The sequence below is a fragment of the Lysinibacillus telephonicus genome, from assembly GCF_003966145.1.
Classification (GTDB): domain Bacteria; phylum Bacillota; class Bacilli; order Bacillales_A; family Planococcaceae; genus Ureibacillus; species Ureibacillus telephonicus.
Window position 1 is genome coordinate 1 of record NZ_RXNR01000081.1, and the last position, 15,848, is coordinate 15,848.

The 15,848-nt window shown below is 34.9% G+C and carries 17 protein-coding genes and 1 pseudogene; 7 read left to right on the forward strand and 11 right to left on the reverse strand.

Going from position 1 to position 15,848, the window contains the following annotated elements; translation table 11 throughout:
- Window positions 1–162 precede the first annotated feature (162 nt).
- A complete protein-coding gene (locus EKG35_RS18085; RefSeq protein WP_126295943.1) occupies window positions 163–1,077 on the reverse strand; it encodes a DMT family transporter in 915 nt (304 codons plus the stop codon).
- Window positions 1,078–1,158: 81 nt separating this feature from the next.
- Here EKG35_RS18085 and EKG35_RS21485 point away from each other — a divergent pair, with 81 nt between their 5' ends.
- Window positions 1,159–1,281, forward strand: coding sequence for a hypothetical protein (locus EKG35_RS21485; RefSeq protein WP_281274636.1), 123 nt, complete (start codon window positions 1,159–1,161; stop codon window positions 1,279–1,281).
- Window positions 1,282–1,288: 7 nt separating this feature from the next.
- Here the strand turns inward: EKG35_RS21485 and EKG35_RS18090 are convergent, their stop codons facing one another.
- The 4 genes from EKG35_RS18090 to EKG35_RS18105 all read right to left on the reverse strand — a co-directional run bounded on the left by EKG35_RS18090 (window position 1,289) and on the right by EKG35_RS18105 (window position 3,196).
- Window positions 1,289–1,699: a carboxymuconolactone decarboxylase family protein gene (locus tag EKG35_RS18090; RefSeq protein ID WP_126295944.1), complete on the reverse strand. Its 411-nt coding sequence runs from the start codon at window positions 1,697–1,699 to the stop codon at window positions 1,289–1,291.
- 258 nt (window positions 1,700–1,957) lie between these two features.
- Window positions 1,958–2,527 carry a manganese catalase family protein gene (locus EKG35_RS18095; RefSeq protein WP_126295945.1) on the reverse strand — a complete coding sequence of 190 codons (570 nt, stop codon included), beginning with the start codon at window positions 2,525–2,527 and terminating at the stop codon, window positions 1,958–1,960.
- Window positions 2,528–2,712: 185 nt separating this feature from the next.
- Window positions 2,713–2,976 (reverse strand): spore coat protein CotJB, encoded by a 264-nt coding sequence (locus EKG35_RS18100; protein WP_126295946.1) that lies wholly within the window; start codon window positions 2,974–2,976, stop codon window positions 2,713–2,715.
- A complete protein-coding gene (locus EKG35_RS18105; protein ID WP_126295947.1) occupies window positions 2,969–3,196 on the reverse strand; it encodes a spore coat associated protein CotJA in 228 nt (75 codons plus the stop codon). Before EKG35_RS18105 ends, EKG35_RS18100 begins: the two co-directional genes overlap by 8 nt.
- Before the next feature lie 180 nt (window positions 3,197–3,376).
- On the opposite strand from EKG35_RS18105, the gene EKG35_RS18110 reads away from it, so the two are divergent.
- The 4 genes and pseudogenes from EKG35_RS18110 to EKG35_RS18125 all read left to right on the forward strand — a co-directional run.
- Window positions 3,377–4,219: a DegV family protein gene (locus EKG35_RS18110; RefSeq protein WP_126295948.1), complete on the forward strand. Its 843-nt coding sequence runs from the start codon at window positions 3,377–3,379 to the stop codon at window positions 4,217–4,219.
- Window positions 4,220–4,376: 157 nt separating this feature from the next.
- A complete protein-coding gene (locus EKG35_RS18115) occupies window positions 4,377–6,272 on the forward strand; it encodes a PrkA family serine protein kinase (protein ID WP_126295949.1) in 1,896 nt (631 codons plus the stop codon).
- 150 nt (window positions 6,273–6,422) lie between these two features.
- Window positions 6,423–7,586, forward strand: coding sequence for a sporulation protein YhbH (gene yhbH / locus EKG35_RS18120; protein ID WP_126295950.1), 1,164 nt, complete (start codon window positions 6,423–6,425; stop codon window positions 7,584–7,586).
- Window positions 7,587–7,609: 23 nt separating this feature from the next.
- Window positions 7,610–8,395 (forward strand): annotated as a pseudogene (locus EKG35_RS18125) (SpoVR family protein); the annotation flags it as partial.
- Window positions 8,396–8,487: 92 nt separating this feature from the next.
- On the opposite strand, the gene EKG35_RS18130 reads toward EKG35_RS18125, so the two are convergent.
- Entirely contained in the window at window positions 8,488–10,245 is a 1,758-nt protein-coding gene (locus tag EKG35_RS18130) for an ATP-dependent nuclease (protein WP_126295951.1), read from the reverse strand.
- Window positions 10,246–10,406: 161 nt separating this feature from the next.
- Between EKG35_RS18130 and EKG35_RS18135 the strand changes: the two genes are divergently transcribed.
- Entirely contained in the window at window positions 10,407–11,297 is an 891-nt protein-coding gene (locus EKG35_RS18135; protein WP_126295952.1) for a MerR family transcriptional regulator, read from the forward strand.
- A gap of 18 nt (window positions 11,298–11,315) precedes the next feature.
- Here EKG35_RS18135 and EKG35_RS21360 read toward each other — a convergent pair whose 3' ends face one another.
- The 4 genes from EKG35_RS21360 to EKG35_RS18150 form a co-directional block, all read right to left on the reverse strand.
- Entirely contained in the window at window positions 11,316–12,029 is a 714-nt protein-coding gene (locus tag EKG35_RS21360; protein ID WP_246020479.1) for a DHHA1 domain-containing protein, read from the reverse strand.
- Between the two features lie 175 nt (window positions 12,030–12,204).
- Window positions 12,205–12,984 carry a single-stranded-DNA-specific exonuclease RecJ gene (locus EKG35_RS21365; protein ID WP_246020481.1) on the reverse strand — a complete coding sequence of 260 codons (780 nt, stop codon included), beginning with the start codon at window positions 12,982–12,984 and terminating at the stop codon, window positions 12,205–12,207.
- On the reverse strand, window positions 12,974–13,360 hold the full coding sequence (locus tag EKG35_RS18145) for a hypothetical protein (RefSeq protein WP_126295953.1): 387 nt from the start codon (window positions 13,358–13,360) through the stop codon (window positions 12,974–12,976). Before EKG35_RS18145 ends, EKG35_RS21365 begins: the two co-directional genes overlap by 11 nt.
- A gap of 11 nt (window positions 13,361–13,371) precedes the next feature.
- Entirely contained in the window at window positions 13,372–14,835 is a 1,464-nt protein-coding gene (locus tag EKG35_RS18150) for a recombinase family protein (protein ID WP_126295954.1), read from the reverse strand.
- A gap of 119 nt (window positions 14,836–14,954) precedes the next feature.
- Between EKG35_RS18150 and EKG35_RS18155 the strand changes: the two genes are divergently transcribed.
- Window positions 14,955–15,185, forward strand: a complete 231-nt coding sequence (locus EKG35_RS18155; protein ID WP_126295955.1) for a hypothetical protein — start codon at window positions 14,955–14,957, stop codon at window positions 15,183–15,185.
- Between the two features lie 96 nt (window positions 15,186–15,281).
- Here the strand turns inward: EKG35_RS18155 and EKG35_RS18160 are convergent, their stop codons facing one another.
- A complete protein-coding gene (locus EKG35_RS18160; protein ID WP_126295956.1) occupies window positions 15,282–15,611 on the reverse strand; it encodes a helix-turn-helix domain-containing protein in 330 nt (109 codons plus the stop codon).
- Between the last annotated feature and the right edge of the window lie 237 nt (window positions 15,612–15,848).

Genomic DNA, 15,848 nt, shown 5'->3' on the forward strand with positions numbered 1-15,848 from the left:
GGAACCTCACTTGTTTTCTATTATTAAAATAAAAGAAAATAACGCTAGTGAAATTCCATCACCTTCTCCAACTTTCGGGAGAAGGTGATTTTCATTCACCAACGTTATAAATTGTACAGCCTAAAAAAGTCCCAAAAGTCTAATTAGCTCTTGGGACATTTTTTATTGGATCATTTTCACCTGATCACTGTTTTCGACAATATTTTGCCGTTTACCATAGAAATTCACAACCAACACACCTGAAATAGCAATCATACCGCCTATAATAGAAACCATAGTTGGCAGCTCATTTAACCAGATCCAAGCAACAGTAATTGCAATAACAGGTTCTAAGTAAAGGATGCTGGAGACCGAGCTTGCATTAGCAAGTGATAAGGCCATTGCCCATGTTAAGTAAGCAAATGCGGTAGGGAAAATCCCTATAAAAATTGCTGTAATGTTTGCTTCCAATGTTGCAGTTTGAATATCCTGAATAAGCCCAGGTGCGAAAATAAGAAATGGAATTGTTCCTGCCCATGTACAATAAGCAGTTAATTCAATAGCGCTATATTTTTTAAAGAAAGGCTTTTGATAGACAAAGAAGATGGAAGTTGCAATAGCAGCAGCGATTGTTAAAAATACTCCTGGAGCAATTCCAAGTGATGTATCACCTGACCCGATTGCTATTAAAATAATTCCAACAAATCCAAAGCCTAATCCAACCCATCCAACCGAGCTTAATCGCTCTTTTAAAATTAAAATTGCAAATATCGTCGTAAAGATTGGCCCCGAACCTATTAACATACCGGCTGTTCCTGCACTAACAGTTAATTGACCGAATGTAGCACATATATGATAACCACTTATTCCTACAAATCCTAAAAGTGTAATTTTTAAAAGATCTTCTTTTTTTGGTAACCGTATTTTCATTGTAGGAATTAAGGAAAGTATACCAAAAATAATAGAAGCAATGATGAATCTATATAATATTAAATGCCCTGCTGAAAAGCCACCTTGTAAGCTGACGCTATTTGCAGCAAAAGTAGACCCCCATATTAAAACAGTTAAAAGTCCGAGTAATAAAGCTTTTGTATTCACTATGTTCACCAAACTTTCTACTATTTATCATAGAACCAATCTTCTCATGATAGCTGCTAAATTAGCAAGTGAATTTTCCTTATGATTAGTAGAAAATACAAGCAAAAAGACCGCATAAAAACTCCTTTATTTTTTGTAGGGGATAAAGGATTGGTTGAAGAAGAATTTCTTTTATCCGTTATTTTAGAGCAGCTTTATGATTAAAGAGGATTTATATAGCCTCTAGTTTCATGATTGCCCCGAAATATTGCTGAGCAGTTGTAAATGTAATAAATGCACATAGTTCACTGATTTCTTCTTCTGTAAAGCATTCTCTTAATATATTAAAGATTGAATCGGGAATATCCCCTTTTTGCTTTAAAAATACTTCTGCAAATCCTGTTGCTACTGAAATTTTTTCATTAAACTTTTCAGGTTCAGGCTTTCCTTTCGCTTTGCAATATTCACACCCATTACTTTGCGCTAAAGTTCTTCTTACTTGTTCCTTTAATTCAGAAGATAAGTGTCCATCTTTTTCTAATGTATCTCCCAGTTGGGACCATGCCTCCATTACTTCTTTATTATGACCTAAAAGCCTTTGGAAAGGCGTGCTGCCAGCTTTCGCTTCAATAATTCTAGCCATTTAAAGTGCCTCCTTAATATTTTTTATGTAGTGATTTAATTATAATGAAGGAAATATTTATTTAACATTAAATTGGAAATGTGTTTAGAATAAATTTTTTTTATATTTAATTAATAATGAGGAATTCTCTTAAAAAATGAAAATGAATAGAATTATAAGACGGAATAGTTTAGTAAAAACAGTAAATCAACGAGGGGACTAGGAAGTAGATTGAATTAGAAAAAGACGATGCTAAAATAGTCATCGTCTTAAGTATTATTAAAAGAATTTCTTTTTACCCTGCTCTTCTTTTAAAATTTCTACTGCTTCTCTGAATCGTTGGGAGTGAACTACTTCACGTTCACGCAAGAATTTTAAGCCATCATTTAAGTCAGGGTCGTCTGAAAGGTCAATAATCCATTGGTATGTTGCGCGGGCTTTTTCTTCAGCGGCAATATCTTCATAGAGGTCAGCAATTGGGTCGCCTTTTGCTTGGATGTACGTTGCAGTAAATGGAACACCTGCTGCATTATGATAAAATAAGGCCCGGTCGTGATCTACATAATGGTCAGCTATACCTGCTGCTTTAATTTGTTCCGGAGTTGCATCTTTTGTAAGTTTGTAGACCATTGTTGCAATCATTTCAAGGTGGGAAAATTCTTCCATCGCAATATCGTTCAGTAGACCAATCACTTTATTCGGAATTGAATAACGTTGATTCATATATCGCAGTGCGGCAGCTAACTCCCCGTCGGCACCTCCATACTGCTCAATAAGAAATTTCGCGAGCATAGGGTTACACGTACTTACTCTAACGGGATATTGAAGTTTTTTTTCATAATAAAACATCCCTTGTTTTCACCCCTCATATTCAGTAATTTTGTTTTTGACGCAGCGATAGCCGTACTTTACTTTTTTAATTATCTAGCTTAAGAGGTTAACCTCTAGCATCGCTTCGACTCTTCCTTCATGAGCAAAATTATGTGTCAGAGTAGCCGACGAGTTTAGAAGCTAATCGAGCAAATTTTGTTTTTCTAAACTTGCCATGGCCATGGTGTGTCATCCACATCCCATGGATAATTTGAATAGCTCCTTCCAAAATTCATGAGTGGTCCAAATTTTTTCTCAAAATTAACTTTTAATTGCATACTTAATTGGGCTGTTTCATTGAATTGTTTAATGGCTTCCATATCGTGTTGGTGAGTATTTAGGTAAAGGTTCAGTTCTACTAAAACGAAATCAATTGCTTGAATTTCTTCTAATAACTGATAATATTCTGGGGGCATTTGTTTAGTCATTAGGCTTCACCCCTTTTTTGGGATCTGGATATGGGCTAAATAAAGCTGGCCAAAGTGTTCCGTGCATTAATGCTTGGTGTGGAGTTTGAAATTGTGGAAGTCCTGGTGGTTGAAATCCCATAAAGAGCTGTGGAGGTGTTGAATAGCTTTTTACACGAATGGGTTTGCAGGGATCAAATGGACTGATGTAGGGCTTCCAATATCTAAATTGAGAAAACAAAGTAATCCTCCTTCCAGATTCTGCATTACAACAATATATATGAGCGAATATTTACTTTTATTCGCAAAAAAATGACAAATATTGCATGCGGAATTATATAGGGTATGTCAGCATATCAATAGACAGGATATTAAATGTGATATAATGGAAAAAAGAGTCTTTATAGAAGGGGTTATGAGTATGATTAAAATTACTGCGGATAGTACATGTGATCTTTCTCCAGCTCTTATCGACCAATTGAATATTTCATTAATGCCACTGCATGTTTTAATCGATGATGAAGATTTTCGTGACGGTGTTGATATTACACCAAAAGAAATTTTTAAATATGTCGGAGAACAAAATAAAACCTGTACAACAGCAGCTGTCAATACGTTTGAATACGAGAACTTTTTTGCAGGGTTATCACCAAAATATGATGCGGTTATACATATATGTTTAGGTTCAGATTTTTCTTCCTCCTACCAAAATGCGAAACTAGCTGCTGAAAATTTTGACAATGTTTATGTTGTTGATTCAAGCAATCTATCAACAGGGAGCGGCCATATTGTGTATGATGCCGCTTTATTGGCGGAAGATGGCATTGAACCTGAGGAAATTTGCAAACAATTAGAGAATGTTATTCCAAAAGTGGATGCAAGTTTTGTAATCGATAAAATGGATTACTTGCGTAAAGGTGGCCGGTGTTCAAGTATTGAAGCACTAGGCGCTACATTACTTAAAATTAAACCATCTATAGAGGTTGTTGATGGGAAAATGCATGTCGGGAAAAAATATCGAGGTAATTTCGAACGATGTCTTGAAAATTATGTGAAAGACCGATTAGAAAACAACGATAATATTGATTACAGCCGATTATTTATTACTCATTCTCATTGCGCACCTGAAACAGTAGCAAAAGTTAAAGAAGCTGTTGCACGTTTCGCGAATTTTGAAGAAATTATTGAAACAACTGCTGGTTGCACAGTTTCAAGCCATTGTGGACCTAACACACTAGGAATTTTATATAAAAGAAAAAATTAAACAAAACAAGGCGCCAACCATAAAGTTTCTTTGGATGGTGCCTTGTTTTTTTATCATGTGAAGTTACAATTCGTAAACTTGAGTAAAAAGTATTCGGTATCATTAGCGAACTATCTTCATACTATGTATAAAACACGCCCTGAATGGAGGGAAGACTATCGATATTTTAAGCAGGGTTAAAAGTTTCAGAGAAGAAGAGGATCGATTGAAGTGGGAAGGTACGTTTGCAGAATACTTAGAAATTCTTAAAGATAGACCTGAAGTTGCTCAAACGGCTCATTCACGCGTCTATAATATGATTAAAAGCGCAGGTGTTGTAGAAAGAGATGGTCAAAAAATGTACCATTTCTTTGGGAAAGAAATTTTTGGACTAGAAACAGCACTTGAAAGACTTGTAGAGGAATACTTCCATCCAGCAGCAAGAAGATTAGATGTAAGAAAACGAATCCTCTTGTTAATGGGACCAGTGAGTGGAGGAAAATCAACAATTGTTACTTTATTAAAACGAGGGTTAGAACAATATTCTCGAACAGATGAAGGAGCAGTTTATGCGATTAAGGGATGCCCAATGCATGAAGATCCCCTCCATCTTATTCCGCATCATTTAAGAGAAGACTTCTATAGAGAATATGGAATAAGAATTGAGGGAAGCCTGTCACCTTTAAACACAATGCGTTTAGAACAAGAATATGGTGGATGCATTGAAGATGTAATGGTTGAGCGTATATTCTTTTCTGAAGATAGACGTGTTGGTATAGGAACATTTACACCATCTGACCCAAAATCACAGGATATTGCAGATTTAACTGGAAGTATAGACTTTTCCACAATTGCTGAGTATGGATCAGAATCAGATCCAAGAGCATACCGTTTTGATGGTGAATTAAATAAAGCAAATCGAGGTATGATGGAATTTCAAGAAATGTTAAAGCTGGATGAGAAGTTTTTATGGCATTTATTATCCTTAACACAGGAAGGGAATTTCAAAGCGGGTCGCTTTGCCTTGATTAGTGCAGATGAGCTTATCGTGGCACATACGAACGAGACTGAATATCGCTCATTTATTTCTAACAAAAAGAACGAGGCTTTACATTCAAGAATTATCGTAATGCCGATTCCTTACAATTTGAAGGTAAGTGAGGAAGAGCGCATATATGAAAAAATGATTCGCGAAAGTGATATGTCCCACGTTCATATTGCACCACACGCATTACGGGCGGCAGCAATTTTCTCTGTCTTAACTAGACTTGAAGTGCCGAAAAAGCAAGGTATAGATATAGTTAAGAAAATGCGTTTATATGATGGAGAAAGTGTTGAAGGATTTAATTCCATTGATGTTGAGGAATTGAAAAAGGAATATCCAAATGAAGGTATGCATGGTATTGATCCGCGTTACATTATTAACCGAATTTCATCCGCAATCATTCGAAAAGAAGTTCCATCGATTAATGCATTAGACGTACTTCGAGCTTTAAAAGATGGGCTAGATCAGCACGCTTCTATTTCTGAAGAAGATAAAGAAAAATATATGAACTATATTGCGGTGGCAAGACGAGAGTATGACGAAATAGCGAAAAATGAAGTACAAAAGGCATTTGTGTACTCTTATGAAGAATCTGCAAAAACTTTGATGAACAATTATCTAGACAATGTGGAAGCGTTTTGCAATAAAAATAAACTCCGTGATCCATTAACTGGTGAAGAAATGAATCCAGATGAAAAATTAATGCGTTCGATTGAAGAGCAAATCGGTGTTTCGGAAAATGCAAAACGAGCATTCCGTGAAGAAATTTTAATTCGCCTTTCTGCCTTTGCGAGAAAAGGTAAACGATTTGATTACAATTCTCATGAAAGATTACGAGAAGCGATTCAGAAGAAATTGTTTGCAGATTTAAAAGATGTTGTGAAAATTACGACTTCATCGAAAACCCCTGATGAGTCGCAGTTGAAAAAAATAAATGAAGTAGTAGCAAGACTAATAGATGAGCATGGCTATGACTCCACATCAGCGAATGAATTATTAAGATATGTAGGAAGTTTATTAAATAGGTAATATATTTAATCGAGTGTCCATAAAATTAAGGACACTCGTTTTTTATTTTAAAAAAACAGTGAAATATATCAGAAAATTCGCATATTATAAAAAAAGTGATTTTCTCAAAGCTGTTAAGTGGGAAATATCATTAAGATGGGTGAGGATAAAATGAGTGAAAATCAGAATCGAAACTTTGTCGTCTCTCAGGAAAACTGGTCCCTCCATCGTAAAGGGTACCAAGATCAACAAAGACATATGGATAAGGTGAAGGATGCTATTAAAAATAATTTACCAGATTTAATTAGTGAAGAAAGCATAATTATGTCGAATGGTCGAGAAGTTATTAAAATACCAATTCGTTCATTAGATGAGTATAAAATTCGCTACAATTATGGAAAATCGAAACACGTTGGGCAAGGTCAAGGTGATAGTAAAGTAGGAGATGTTGTCGCCCGAGACGGAAAACCGGGTGATCAAGCTGCAGGCCAAGGCAAAAAAGCAGGAGATCAGCCTGGCAATGACTACTATGAGGCAGAAGTAAGTATTGAAGAAGTTCAAAACGTACTATTTAAAGAGTTAGAGCTTCCTAATTTAGAGAAGAAGGAAATGGCAGAAATTACAGTAGAAAAAATAGAATTTAATGATATTCGAAAAAAAGGGCTTATGGGCAATATCGATAAAAAAAGAACGATTTTAACTGCGATTAAACGCAATGCAATCAAAGGTAAAGCAGAAATTTCACCAATTCATAATGATGATTTACGCTTTAAAACTTGGGATGAAGTAATAAAACCTGAAACGAGGGCAGTAGTCCTTGCGATGATGGACACAAGTGGATCTATGGGGAATTTTGAAAAGTTTTGTGCAAGAAGTTTTTTCTTTTGGATGACACGATTTTTACGTACAAAATATCAATCTGTTGAAATAGAATTTATCGCCCACCATACAGAAGCTAAAGTAGTGACGGAGGAAGAATTTTTTACAAAGGGAGAAAGTGGAGGAACAATTTGCTCATCCGCGTACTCAAAAGCGTTGGAATTAGTTGATCAAAAATATAATCCAGTTCGTTATAATATTTACCCTGTGCATTTTTCTGATGGTGAAAATTTTTCAACAGACAATGAGAAATGTTTGAAATTAGTGAATGAATTAATGGATATTTCAAGTATGTTTGGCTATGGGGAAGTCAACCCAAACAACCGTTATTCTTCATTGATGTCGACATTTAAAAAAATAGATAATCCGAAGTTTCGTCATTACATTATAAGGCAAAAGAAAGATGTATATGAGGCATTGAAAAGCTTCTTCCAAAAACAAGAAAGCATAGTTTAATTTATTTTTAGGGGGGAGTAAAGATGGAAAAAGAGCTTCATAAAGCAATTGATGAAATTACGGAAATTGCAGTTGGGTTTGGTCTTGATTTTTTCCCAATGCATTATGAGATATGTCCAGCAGATATTATTTATACTATTGGAGCTTATGGAATGCCTACTCGCTTTTCACATTGGAGCTTTGGAAAACAATTTCATAAAATGAAACTTCAATATGATTTAGGATTAAGCCAAATTTATGAATTGGTTATCAATTCGAACCCATGCTATGCTTTTTTATTAGATACAAATACATTAACGCAAAATAAACTAATTATCGCCCATGTGTTGGCGCACTGTGATTTTTTCAAAAATAATATTCGTTTTTCTAATACAAGACGAGATATGGTTGAAAGTATGACGGCAACTGCAGAACGAATCGCGAATTATGAAATCCTTTATGGAAAAGATGAAGTTGAGCAATTTTTAGATGCAGTATTAGCCATTCAGGAGCATATTGATCCGTCTTTAGTTCGACCAAATTTATTTGTTCAAGAAGATGAGGATGAGGAAGAGGATGTGTTTGTTCCAAAAACTCCTTATGACGATCTATGGAGTTTAGATCAAAAAGAAGAGGAAAAGCCAACAATACGATATAAGAAAAAGAAATTCCCGCCTAAGCCAGAGAAAGATTTACTTCTTTTTATCGAATTGCATAGTCGTGAGTTGGAAGATTGGCAACGGGATATTTTAACGATGATGAGAGAAGAGATGCTTTACTTTTGGCCTCAATTAGAAACAAAAATTATGAATGAAGGTTGGGCATCCTATCGCATAGGTGTTCAAATTTTTAACCTTCGATATAAGAAAAAGTGACCATTTTATGATAAAAGGTCACTTTTTTTATTGAAACCAAGCAAAGATTAATCCAAGTTAATACCGTAAGCTCGTTCCATAACATTTTTCCATGCTTGAGGAATATCATCCCAACTATTCCATTCTGAAGTTTTTTTATAAACTTTATATGGCTTGTCCGAACTTGGTGAAGGGTAGCCCAAACAATTTTCTAAACATTCTTCTAATAATGTGATGTTTGTAGTATTACCAACAGCAGCGGCAATGAATGGGTTAAATCGTTCTGCGCCTTCGGTCCCTTGGTCCCTATCATGGATAACATGGTAAGAAATATTCAAGGCATTTAAGTATTTAATAAGTGGAATCATTGTGGCTTTCCCTCTAGCTTTAATTATCTGAGTTTTTGAATGAATCTCTCTTCTGTACTCTGGTGGAATGAAATCCAGGGTTTGTTTTATTGCAATGACCTCGGAATCTCCCTCAACAACAATACACTTTTCGGTAAAGAAAATCCTCGATAATTCATCATCGAATGTTTTAATCATTTTTAATAGTTCCTTCTCATCATCCAATAAATGAGTGGAGGCTTCAGATAATCCGTAATTGATTGCGATTGTAAAGGAATCATCATTTAGTTCCATCTTGGTTAATGACTGCCAATTCTTAGAAAGATCAATCATCCAAGGTGAATGAGTCGTACAAATAATTTGATCAGACTCACCGAGTGCGTAAATTGTGTCCCTTAAGAGGTTGGCTGCGGCAGGATGTAAGTATATCTCTGGCTCTTCGAATGCTACAAGAAGTGGACGCGTAACGGTTCCGCCTTCTAACTTTAAACGAGAATGATATCTTAGTATTGAGAAAATGCCTGTTCGTACTAATCCAGTCCCTTGTTTATCTGCGTTTGTATCTACATTAGAATACATTGAAACATTATATTGGGGCTTAAGCACACTTGTTAGATCTTTAAGGGATGGATCTATTTTAATTCCACAGTTAGGGAATACATCACCAATTACTTGGTTTACCTCATTACATAGAGTATTAATCATTGAACCTTCTTGGTCAGGAGACATCTCTTGTTGAAGAAAGGCTAAGTTTTCTTGTATTCCAGCAGCTAATGCACTTTGGCTAATCAGATCGTCGAATAAAATGCCTAAACATTCTGCTAAAAGTGTATTACCGTCCCCTTTACCAATATCGTTTACATTGGTATAAGCTGGGATATGTAATAACCTTGGTAATTTTGATACAACTATACTAGGTAACCCACCTGGATTTGAAATTTCTTTTGGTTCAGATTCAAAATCGATTTCATAAGCACCATCGATATTTAGATGCCATCTTTCAGGAAGCTTTGTCTTCGAGAAATTACCAATCAACGCCTTTAGATCAGATTCATTTATATTGAGTTTGTCCATCAATGTTGCTGGAGTGTCTATATTCGCGTATTCCTCTGATATCGTATAGTCATATTCAAAGGTGCTTATAGCAGGCTTCAAACTAGTTATCGTATATGTTTTTTTATAGACAAATTCTCCATTAACAACTCTTCCTCTAAAACCTCTGCTGGTTTGAATTTCTGGTGGTATGTCCTTAAAATATCCAATGATTTCTATACTCTCAGCTCTTTCATTTTCATTAATTAATCGAAAATCATCTGGTGTGAGTTTATCATTTCCTAATGATAACAATGCATCGATTGCACTTATTACACTTGTTTTTCCTACATTATTTGCACCAATTAGGAATGTAGTTGAATCAAACGTAATATCAGCTGTTTCAATCCTTCTGAAATTTTTGATTTGTATTCTTCCTAGTTTCATTTGAAAGCCCCCTTATTTTTATTTCTGTAATAATTATAACAATTTGTGTAAAATTTTAGAAATTTTTAACTTTTTAACCTTTAATGTCGTTTAATTTACAGTTATTTTTAAGGAAATATTTCATATAGTTACATGAGTAATGTTATGAGGGGGATATTAGCATGAGAGAATACAATGTTCATGAAGTCCTTGCCATATTACAAAAATACTATATAACTGATTCACAACAGATGGTGGCTCGTTGGATTCGTGAAGGAAAAATTCAAGGAATAAGAAGTGAAAATCGCAAAGAGGGATATAGGGTTTCAGAGGACGAGTTGTTTGAATTTATTGAGGAACAACGCCCTGGATTACCATCAATTATGCAAATTTATGAATGTTATGTAAGGCAGCTAAAACCTGAATTTCAGGAAGAGAACATCACTGAAAATCAAGAAATTCTAAATAATAACCTGCAATTAATTGAAACCGAAAATGATGGACTACGTGAACGTGTATTGAGTCTTGAGAATGCATTGAATGACCTACAACAAGAGAAACAAATATTGGAAATGGAGTTAATTGAAACACTTGAACTATATAATGGATTAAAGGAAGAAAACAACGTTCTACTTGATGAAATCGAAACGTTATCTGAATTGTTCAAAATTACTGATGATGAAAATAAAAAACTAAAGGACTTATCATCAAAAAAGATCGATTTAGGAATTAAAGGTAATGACCAAACCAAGAAGGGAAATACCGTAAAAAAAGAGTTATCTTTTGAAGAATTTAAAGACTTAGGTGAAGAAACAGTCTCAAGTATAGAACACAATTTGGAAAAGGGTATGATCGATAGACACTTAAGGAGTGTTTATGAACAAATATTTAAAAATGGAAAGATAAAATCCAATCTAATTACTGAGAACGGATCAATAACTTGTCCTTTTACCGAGAGGGTTTATAAACAACAAAAAAGGCTTATTAATAATGCAGTTTTGCACTACTTTGAAAAACACAGTGGCCTAAAACCTTATCAAGAGGAACTCGAAATTACAGTGGCTAATGACTAAAAGTTAGCCACTGTTTTATTATTCAACTTTAAGTGAGTGTATTAGAAAGTTCTTTTTCTTATTGCAAAAAGTTGAATATAGGGCATGAACGGGTCTGTTTCTCGAAATGACATGGCTTAGAGATCCTTTATTGAAAGCAATTGCTTCATTCTTTCGGTAAGTTAGCTTCATATGTTCACTATTTGTCCCGAAGACAGTAGTTGATGGGATCCTCTTAGAATCACTATAAAAAAGTGGCTTTGGAATGTTTATCCCATATGGCTCTAAATATGTGATGCTTTCAAACAATTCATCATAAAAATTTTGTATCTCCATCTTTCTGATGTAGGTTAACGCTGGCGTATTGAACACCTCGTTTTCTGATACTTGTAGAATAGCAGTTCGGAATTGATGAATTTGTTTTTCTTTAGGTGTAATGGAGAGACCAGCTGCGGCTTGATGCCCACCGTACTTCTTTAACAGTTCGGAAGAATTATTAATTACATTTATTATTGAGAAACCACTCCCATTAACACTTCTAGCAGATCCTATCCCAGTTGTAGAAATAACAATCGAAGGCTTTTTGTACATTTCTGTAATTTTTGCAGCAACAATGCCGATAATTCCATTATGAAAATCATCAAATACAACAATAACCTTATCATTGTATAGTTGTCTTTGTTTAATTTGATTTTCAGCCAAGATGAATTGTTGATTTGTTAATTCCTTTCGTTTGGTATTTAAATGAATCAAGGAATCTATTTGTGCTTCTTTTATTTCCGCTTTTGTTAAGATGTCAACGGCAATATTGGGGTCTCCAATTCGACCGCTAGAATTGAGGATTGGCCCAAGTGTATAACCAATTGTAGAACTGTCAACAACCTTAACAAATGATGTTTCAAAAATCCTTTTAAAGACAGGATGAGGCTCAAGGATTCATTTTCCGTAAGCCTAGAGAACAAATAACACGATTTTCATCTATGATGGGCATTAAATCTGCGATTGTGCCCAACGTGGCTAATTCTAAGTATGAATGGAACTCTACATCAATCTTTCGTTTAGCCGCTAGATATAATGCTTGTACCATTTTAAGTGCAACTCCAGCACCAGAAAGAGAGGTAAATGGATATTTATTATCGTGACGATTAGGGTTAATAAATGCATAGCAGTTTGGATAAGGTCCTAATATTTCATGATGATCAGTTACGATTACATCAATCCCTTTCTCCTTTGCTACCATCATTGCTTCGTGTGAGCTTGTCCCATTATCGACTGTGATGACAAGTGAAATATCCGCACCTATTTGCTTCATGGCATGTGTTGACAGCCCATATCCTTCACTTCTTAGGGGTAAACGATAGGTTACTTCACCCTTAAATTGCCTTAAAGCTAAATAGAGGAGTGATGTAGAGGTAATGCCATCACAATCGTAATCACCAAAAATCAGGATTTTTTCCTTTTGTTTAATTGCTTTGATTATACGAATTACTGCTTTTTTCATATCATTCATTAAAAATGGGTCATGCAAATCTTCCGCAATGTTAGGCTCCAAGAATCTTTTAAGTTTCTCTTCATTATTAAACCCATGTAGATATAAGTAATGCCCTATGATAGGATCAATTAGGAATTGTCGTGATAAATACATAATTAATGGATAATTTGGATGTTGTTCTAAAGGAATATCGTGAGGAACCCAATTATGAGACATCTGATATACCTCCTTTATAAAACCAAACGAATTTTCTCCCTTTAAAAAGGGAGAGGCTTTCAAAATATAATGAATCGAAAGGGGATTCTGTTTCATAATAGGATTGAAAATACGGTAACAGATGCTGTATATTGTTATTTTTTCTCATCCAAGGCTTATAATGATTAGCTGGAATAGGGAAAGCATTTTGATATAAGATCGTTCCTTTGGTCAAATAAAAATAGAATTCAAAAGGATAATCAATTGGCAATTTACTAATGTCTTCTTTATAAAAGACCATCCCCGTGTTTTTTTGTTTAATTAATTCGCATTTTAGTTTTAAAATATTGCTAAAAGATTTCGTTACTAACATATCCATAAGAGTAATGGATTTCATGTTGTTCACTCCTACGATGGGTTTAATAGTACAATTTCGATATTTTTTTCTTCATATAGTACAACCTTCTCTACCAGTGTTTGGACTAAGGATTTAGCTTCGACAACGGGAAGATTATCGATTGCGTCAATTACAGTCGCAATTTTTTTATTAACCTTGTCTTCAAGCTCCGAAGTGTTAACAGAAGTGGTTGATTCTCGATTTTTTGCTTCTTCTACTAGTCTTTCCATTCTGTCCTTTTCTGCTTGTAAATCCTTTAATTCAATTAAGCCAGCCGTATAGGCTTCTACTTTACGTTTGTAACGGTTCTTTGCAGAATGTATTTGTTGCTGTATTTCTCTTTTTTCTTCTTCTTTCACTTGACTGGCAATCATAATAACATAGGATTGATTGATCGATTTGGATAATTGCTGCAATCCCACTTTAAACCAATTTTCTACATCCGAAGCGTTGTACCATTTACTTGTGCATGTACCTTTATTCTTATTGGCTGAACAGCGGTAAACACGCCTTCTTTTTGTTTTAGGTCCCATCCAACTGATACTCATTGCAGCACAACATTTGCCACATTTTAATAATCCTCCAAGTAAATGTGGGCTCGTTTTGGACCGAGGGTGTATTTTTTTACCAGGAACTTTTTTTTGGACAGCATCCCAAGTTTCTTCATCAATAATTGAGGGGAGTGCATGCTCAACCACTACCCATTCCTCATCATCTTTTTCTACTTGCTTTTGATTACTCCTATCAATTCGATTCCAAACCAATGTCCCCTTGTAAACAGGATTCGTCAGCATAAGCTTGATAGAACGAATCGACCATTCTTTTTTTTGCTTTGACGGAATACCTTCTTCATTTAACTGTTTTGCAATGCTGTAATACCCAAATCCTTTTTGAAGGTAAAGGTCAAACACTTTTTTTACCACTTTCGATTCAGTATCATTAATGACAAGTTCTTTATTGATAAGGTCATAGCCGTATGGGCTTTGCGTAAGCCATTTCCCCTGGTTAGCTGCATGTAGCATATTATCAAATACCCGTTCACGAATTCTTTCACGTTCAAATTCAGCAACAGCTCCAAGAACTTGAAGTGTCAATCGACCAGAAGGGGTATTTGTGTCAAATGATTCACTAATAGATATAAAAGAAACTTTATGCTCCTGAAATGTGTCAATCAGTTTCAGCAAGTCCAATAAGCGTCTGCTTAAGCGATCGAGTTTCGTAACCAAGATTCTTGAAATGGTTCCCTTGTCCACCTCTTTTAAAAGCTTATTTAGTTGTGGACGATCTAAGTTTTTTGCCGAGTATCCATCATCAATAAATAGGAGAGGAATTTCATCCCAGCCCATCGCTCGGCAATATGCTTTTAAACGGTCCTGTTGTTCATCTAATGAAACTCCTTCTCGTGCCTGCTCGTCGGTTGAAACACGGCAGTAAAGTGCGACCGACCTAGCATTTTCTAATGAAAATTCATTCATTAAGTTTCCTCCAAGTCCTGTTTGTCCATTTATATGAGAAAACAGTAAAAATCATTAATAAAAGAAAATAGGGTTGTCCAATTCAATTCCTCGCATAGACATGTATAAAGGGGGATTGCATGGACGATTTAAAAATTAGCTTCAGGTTTGGAAATGTTGGTTTCGATGCAATATCAGACTTAAATGAGACAAATCAAGAAAAAATAAAACGATTTTTTCTGCTTTGGGAAAAGAAAGTCAGGTGTTGTTCAGCTATCCATTTCTTAAATAAGGAGCTTAATTTAGACTCCAGCAAAGTTGTCGATGTTTCTGTGGAAACAATGAAAGAGAGTCCAACCACTACTGGTTAGACTCTCCTTTTTTTTTGAAATTCATTCATTATTATAAACAGATTGTTCACCAATATGAACAAGGATGTTAAAAAGTGTCAATAATGTTCCTGTAAACTAATTTTTCAATAAAAGCTCTAATCCCCGCTCAAAGGTGTTTAGCAAATATTGGGCTGCATCTGGATTAAGTTTTTCTAACTTTCTCAATTGTTCCATGGCATGATTGAGTCGAGATTCTAATTCATCCGATGTGCCAGCTTTTAGCGGTAAAACATATAATTCATTTTGCAATTTTTCAAGTAGTGATAATTGAATCGTATCCGTTTTTCCTGTCTCCAAATTACTGAGATAACCTGGTGAAACATCCAATTTTTCTGCGAATGCATTTAAACTGATTCCCTTATTGGTACGTAAAGTCCGAATTCGTGATCCGAGATTTTGCAGCATGAATGTACCTCCATTAGTTAAATATTCAAATTTAAAAATGATGCACAGTTAGACTTAGCTTATGCGCACATTGTTTGTCCTTATTTCGATATGAAATGAACTATTTCCTTCTAGATTATAAATGTCAACTATATAATGTACATTTTCGTTCGTTTAAGAATGTACATTTTTGATTCCCCCAACCACTGGGATGGGGGAAGTATTCTTTAAAAGGGTGGTATGCCAAGCTGATTTTGT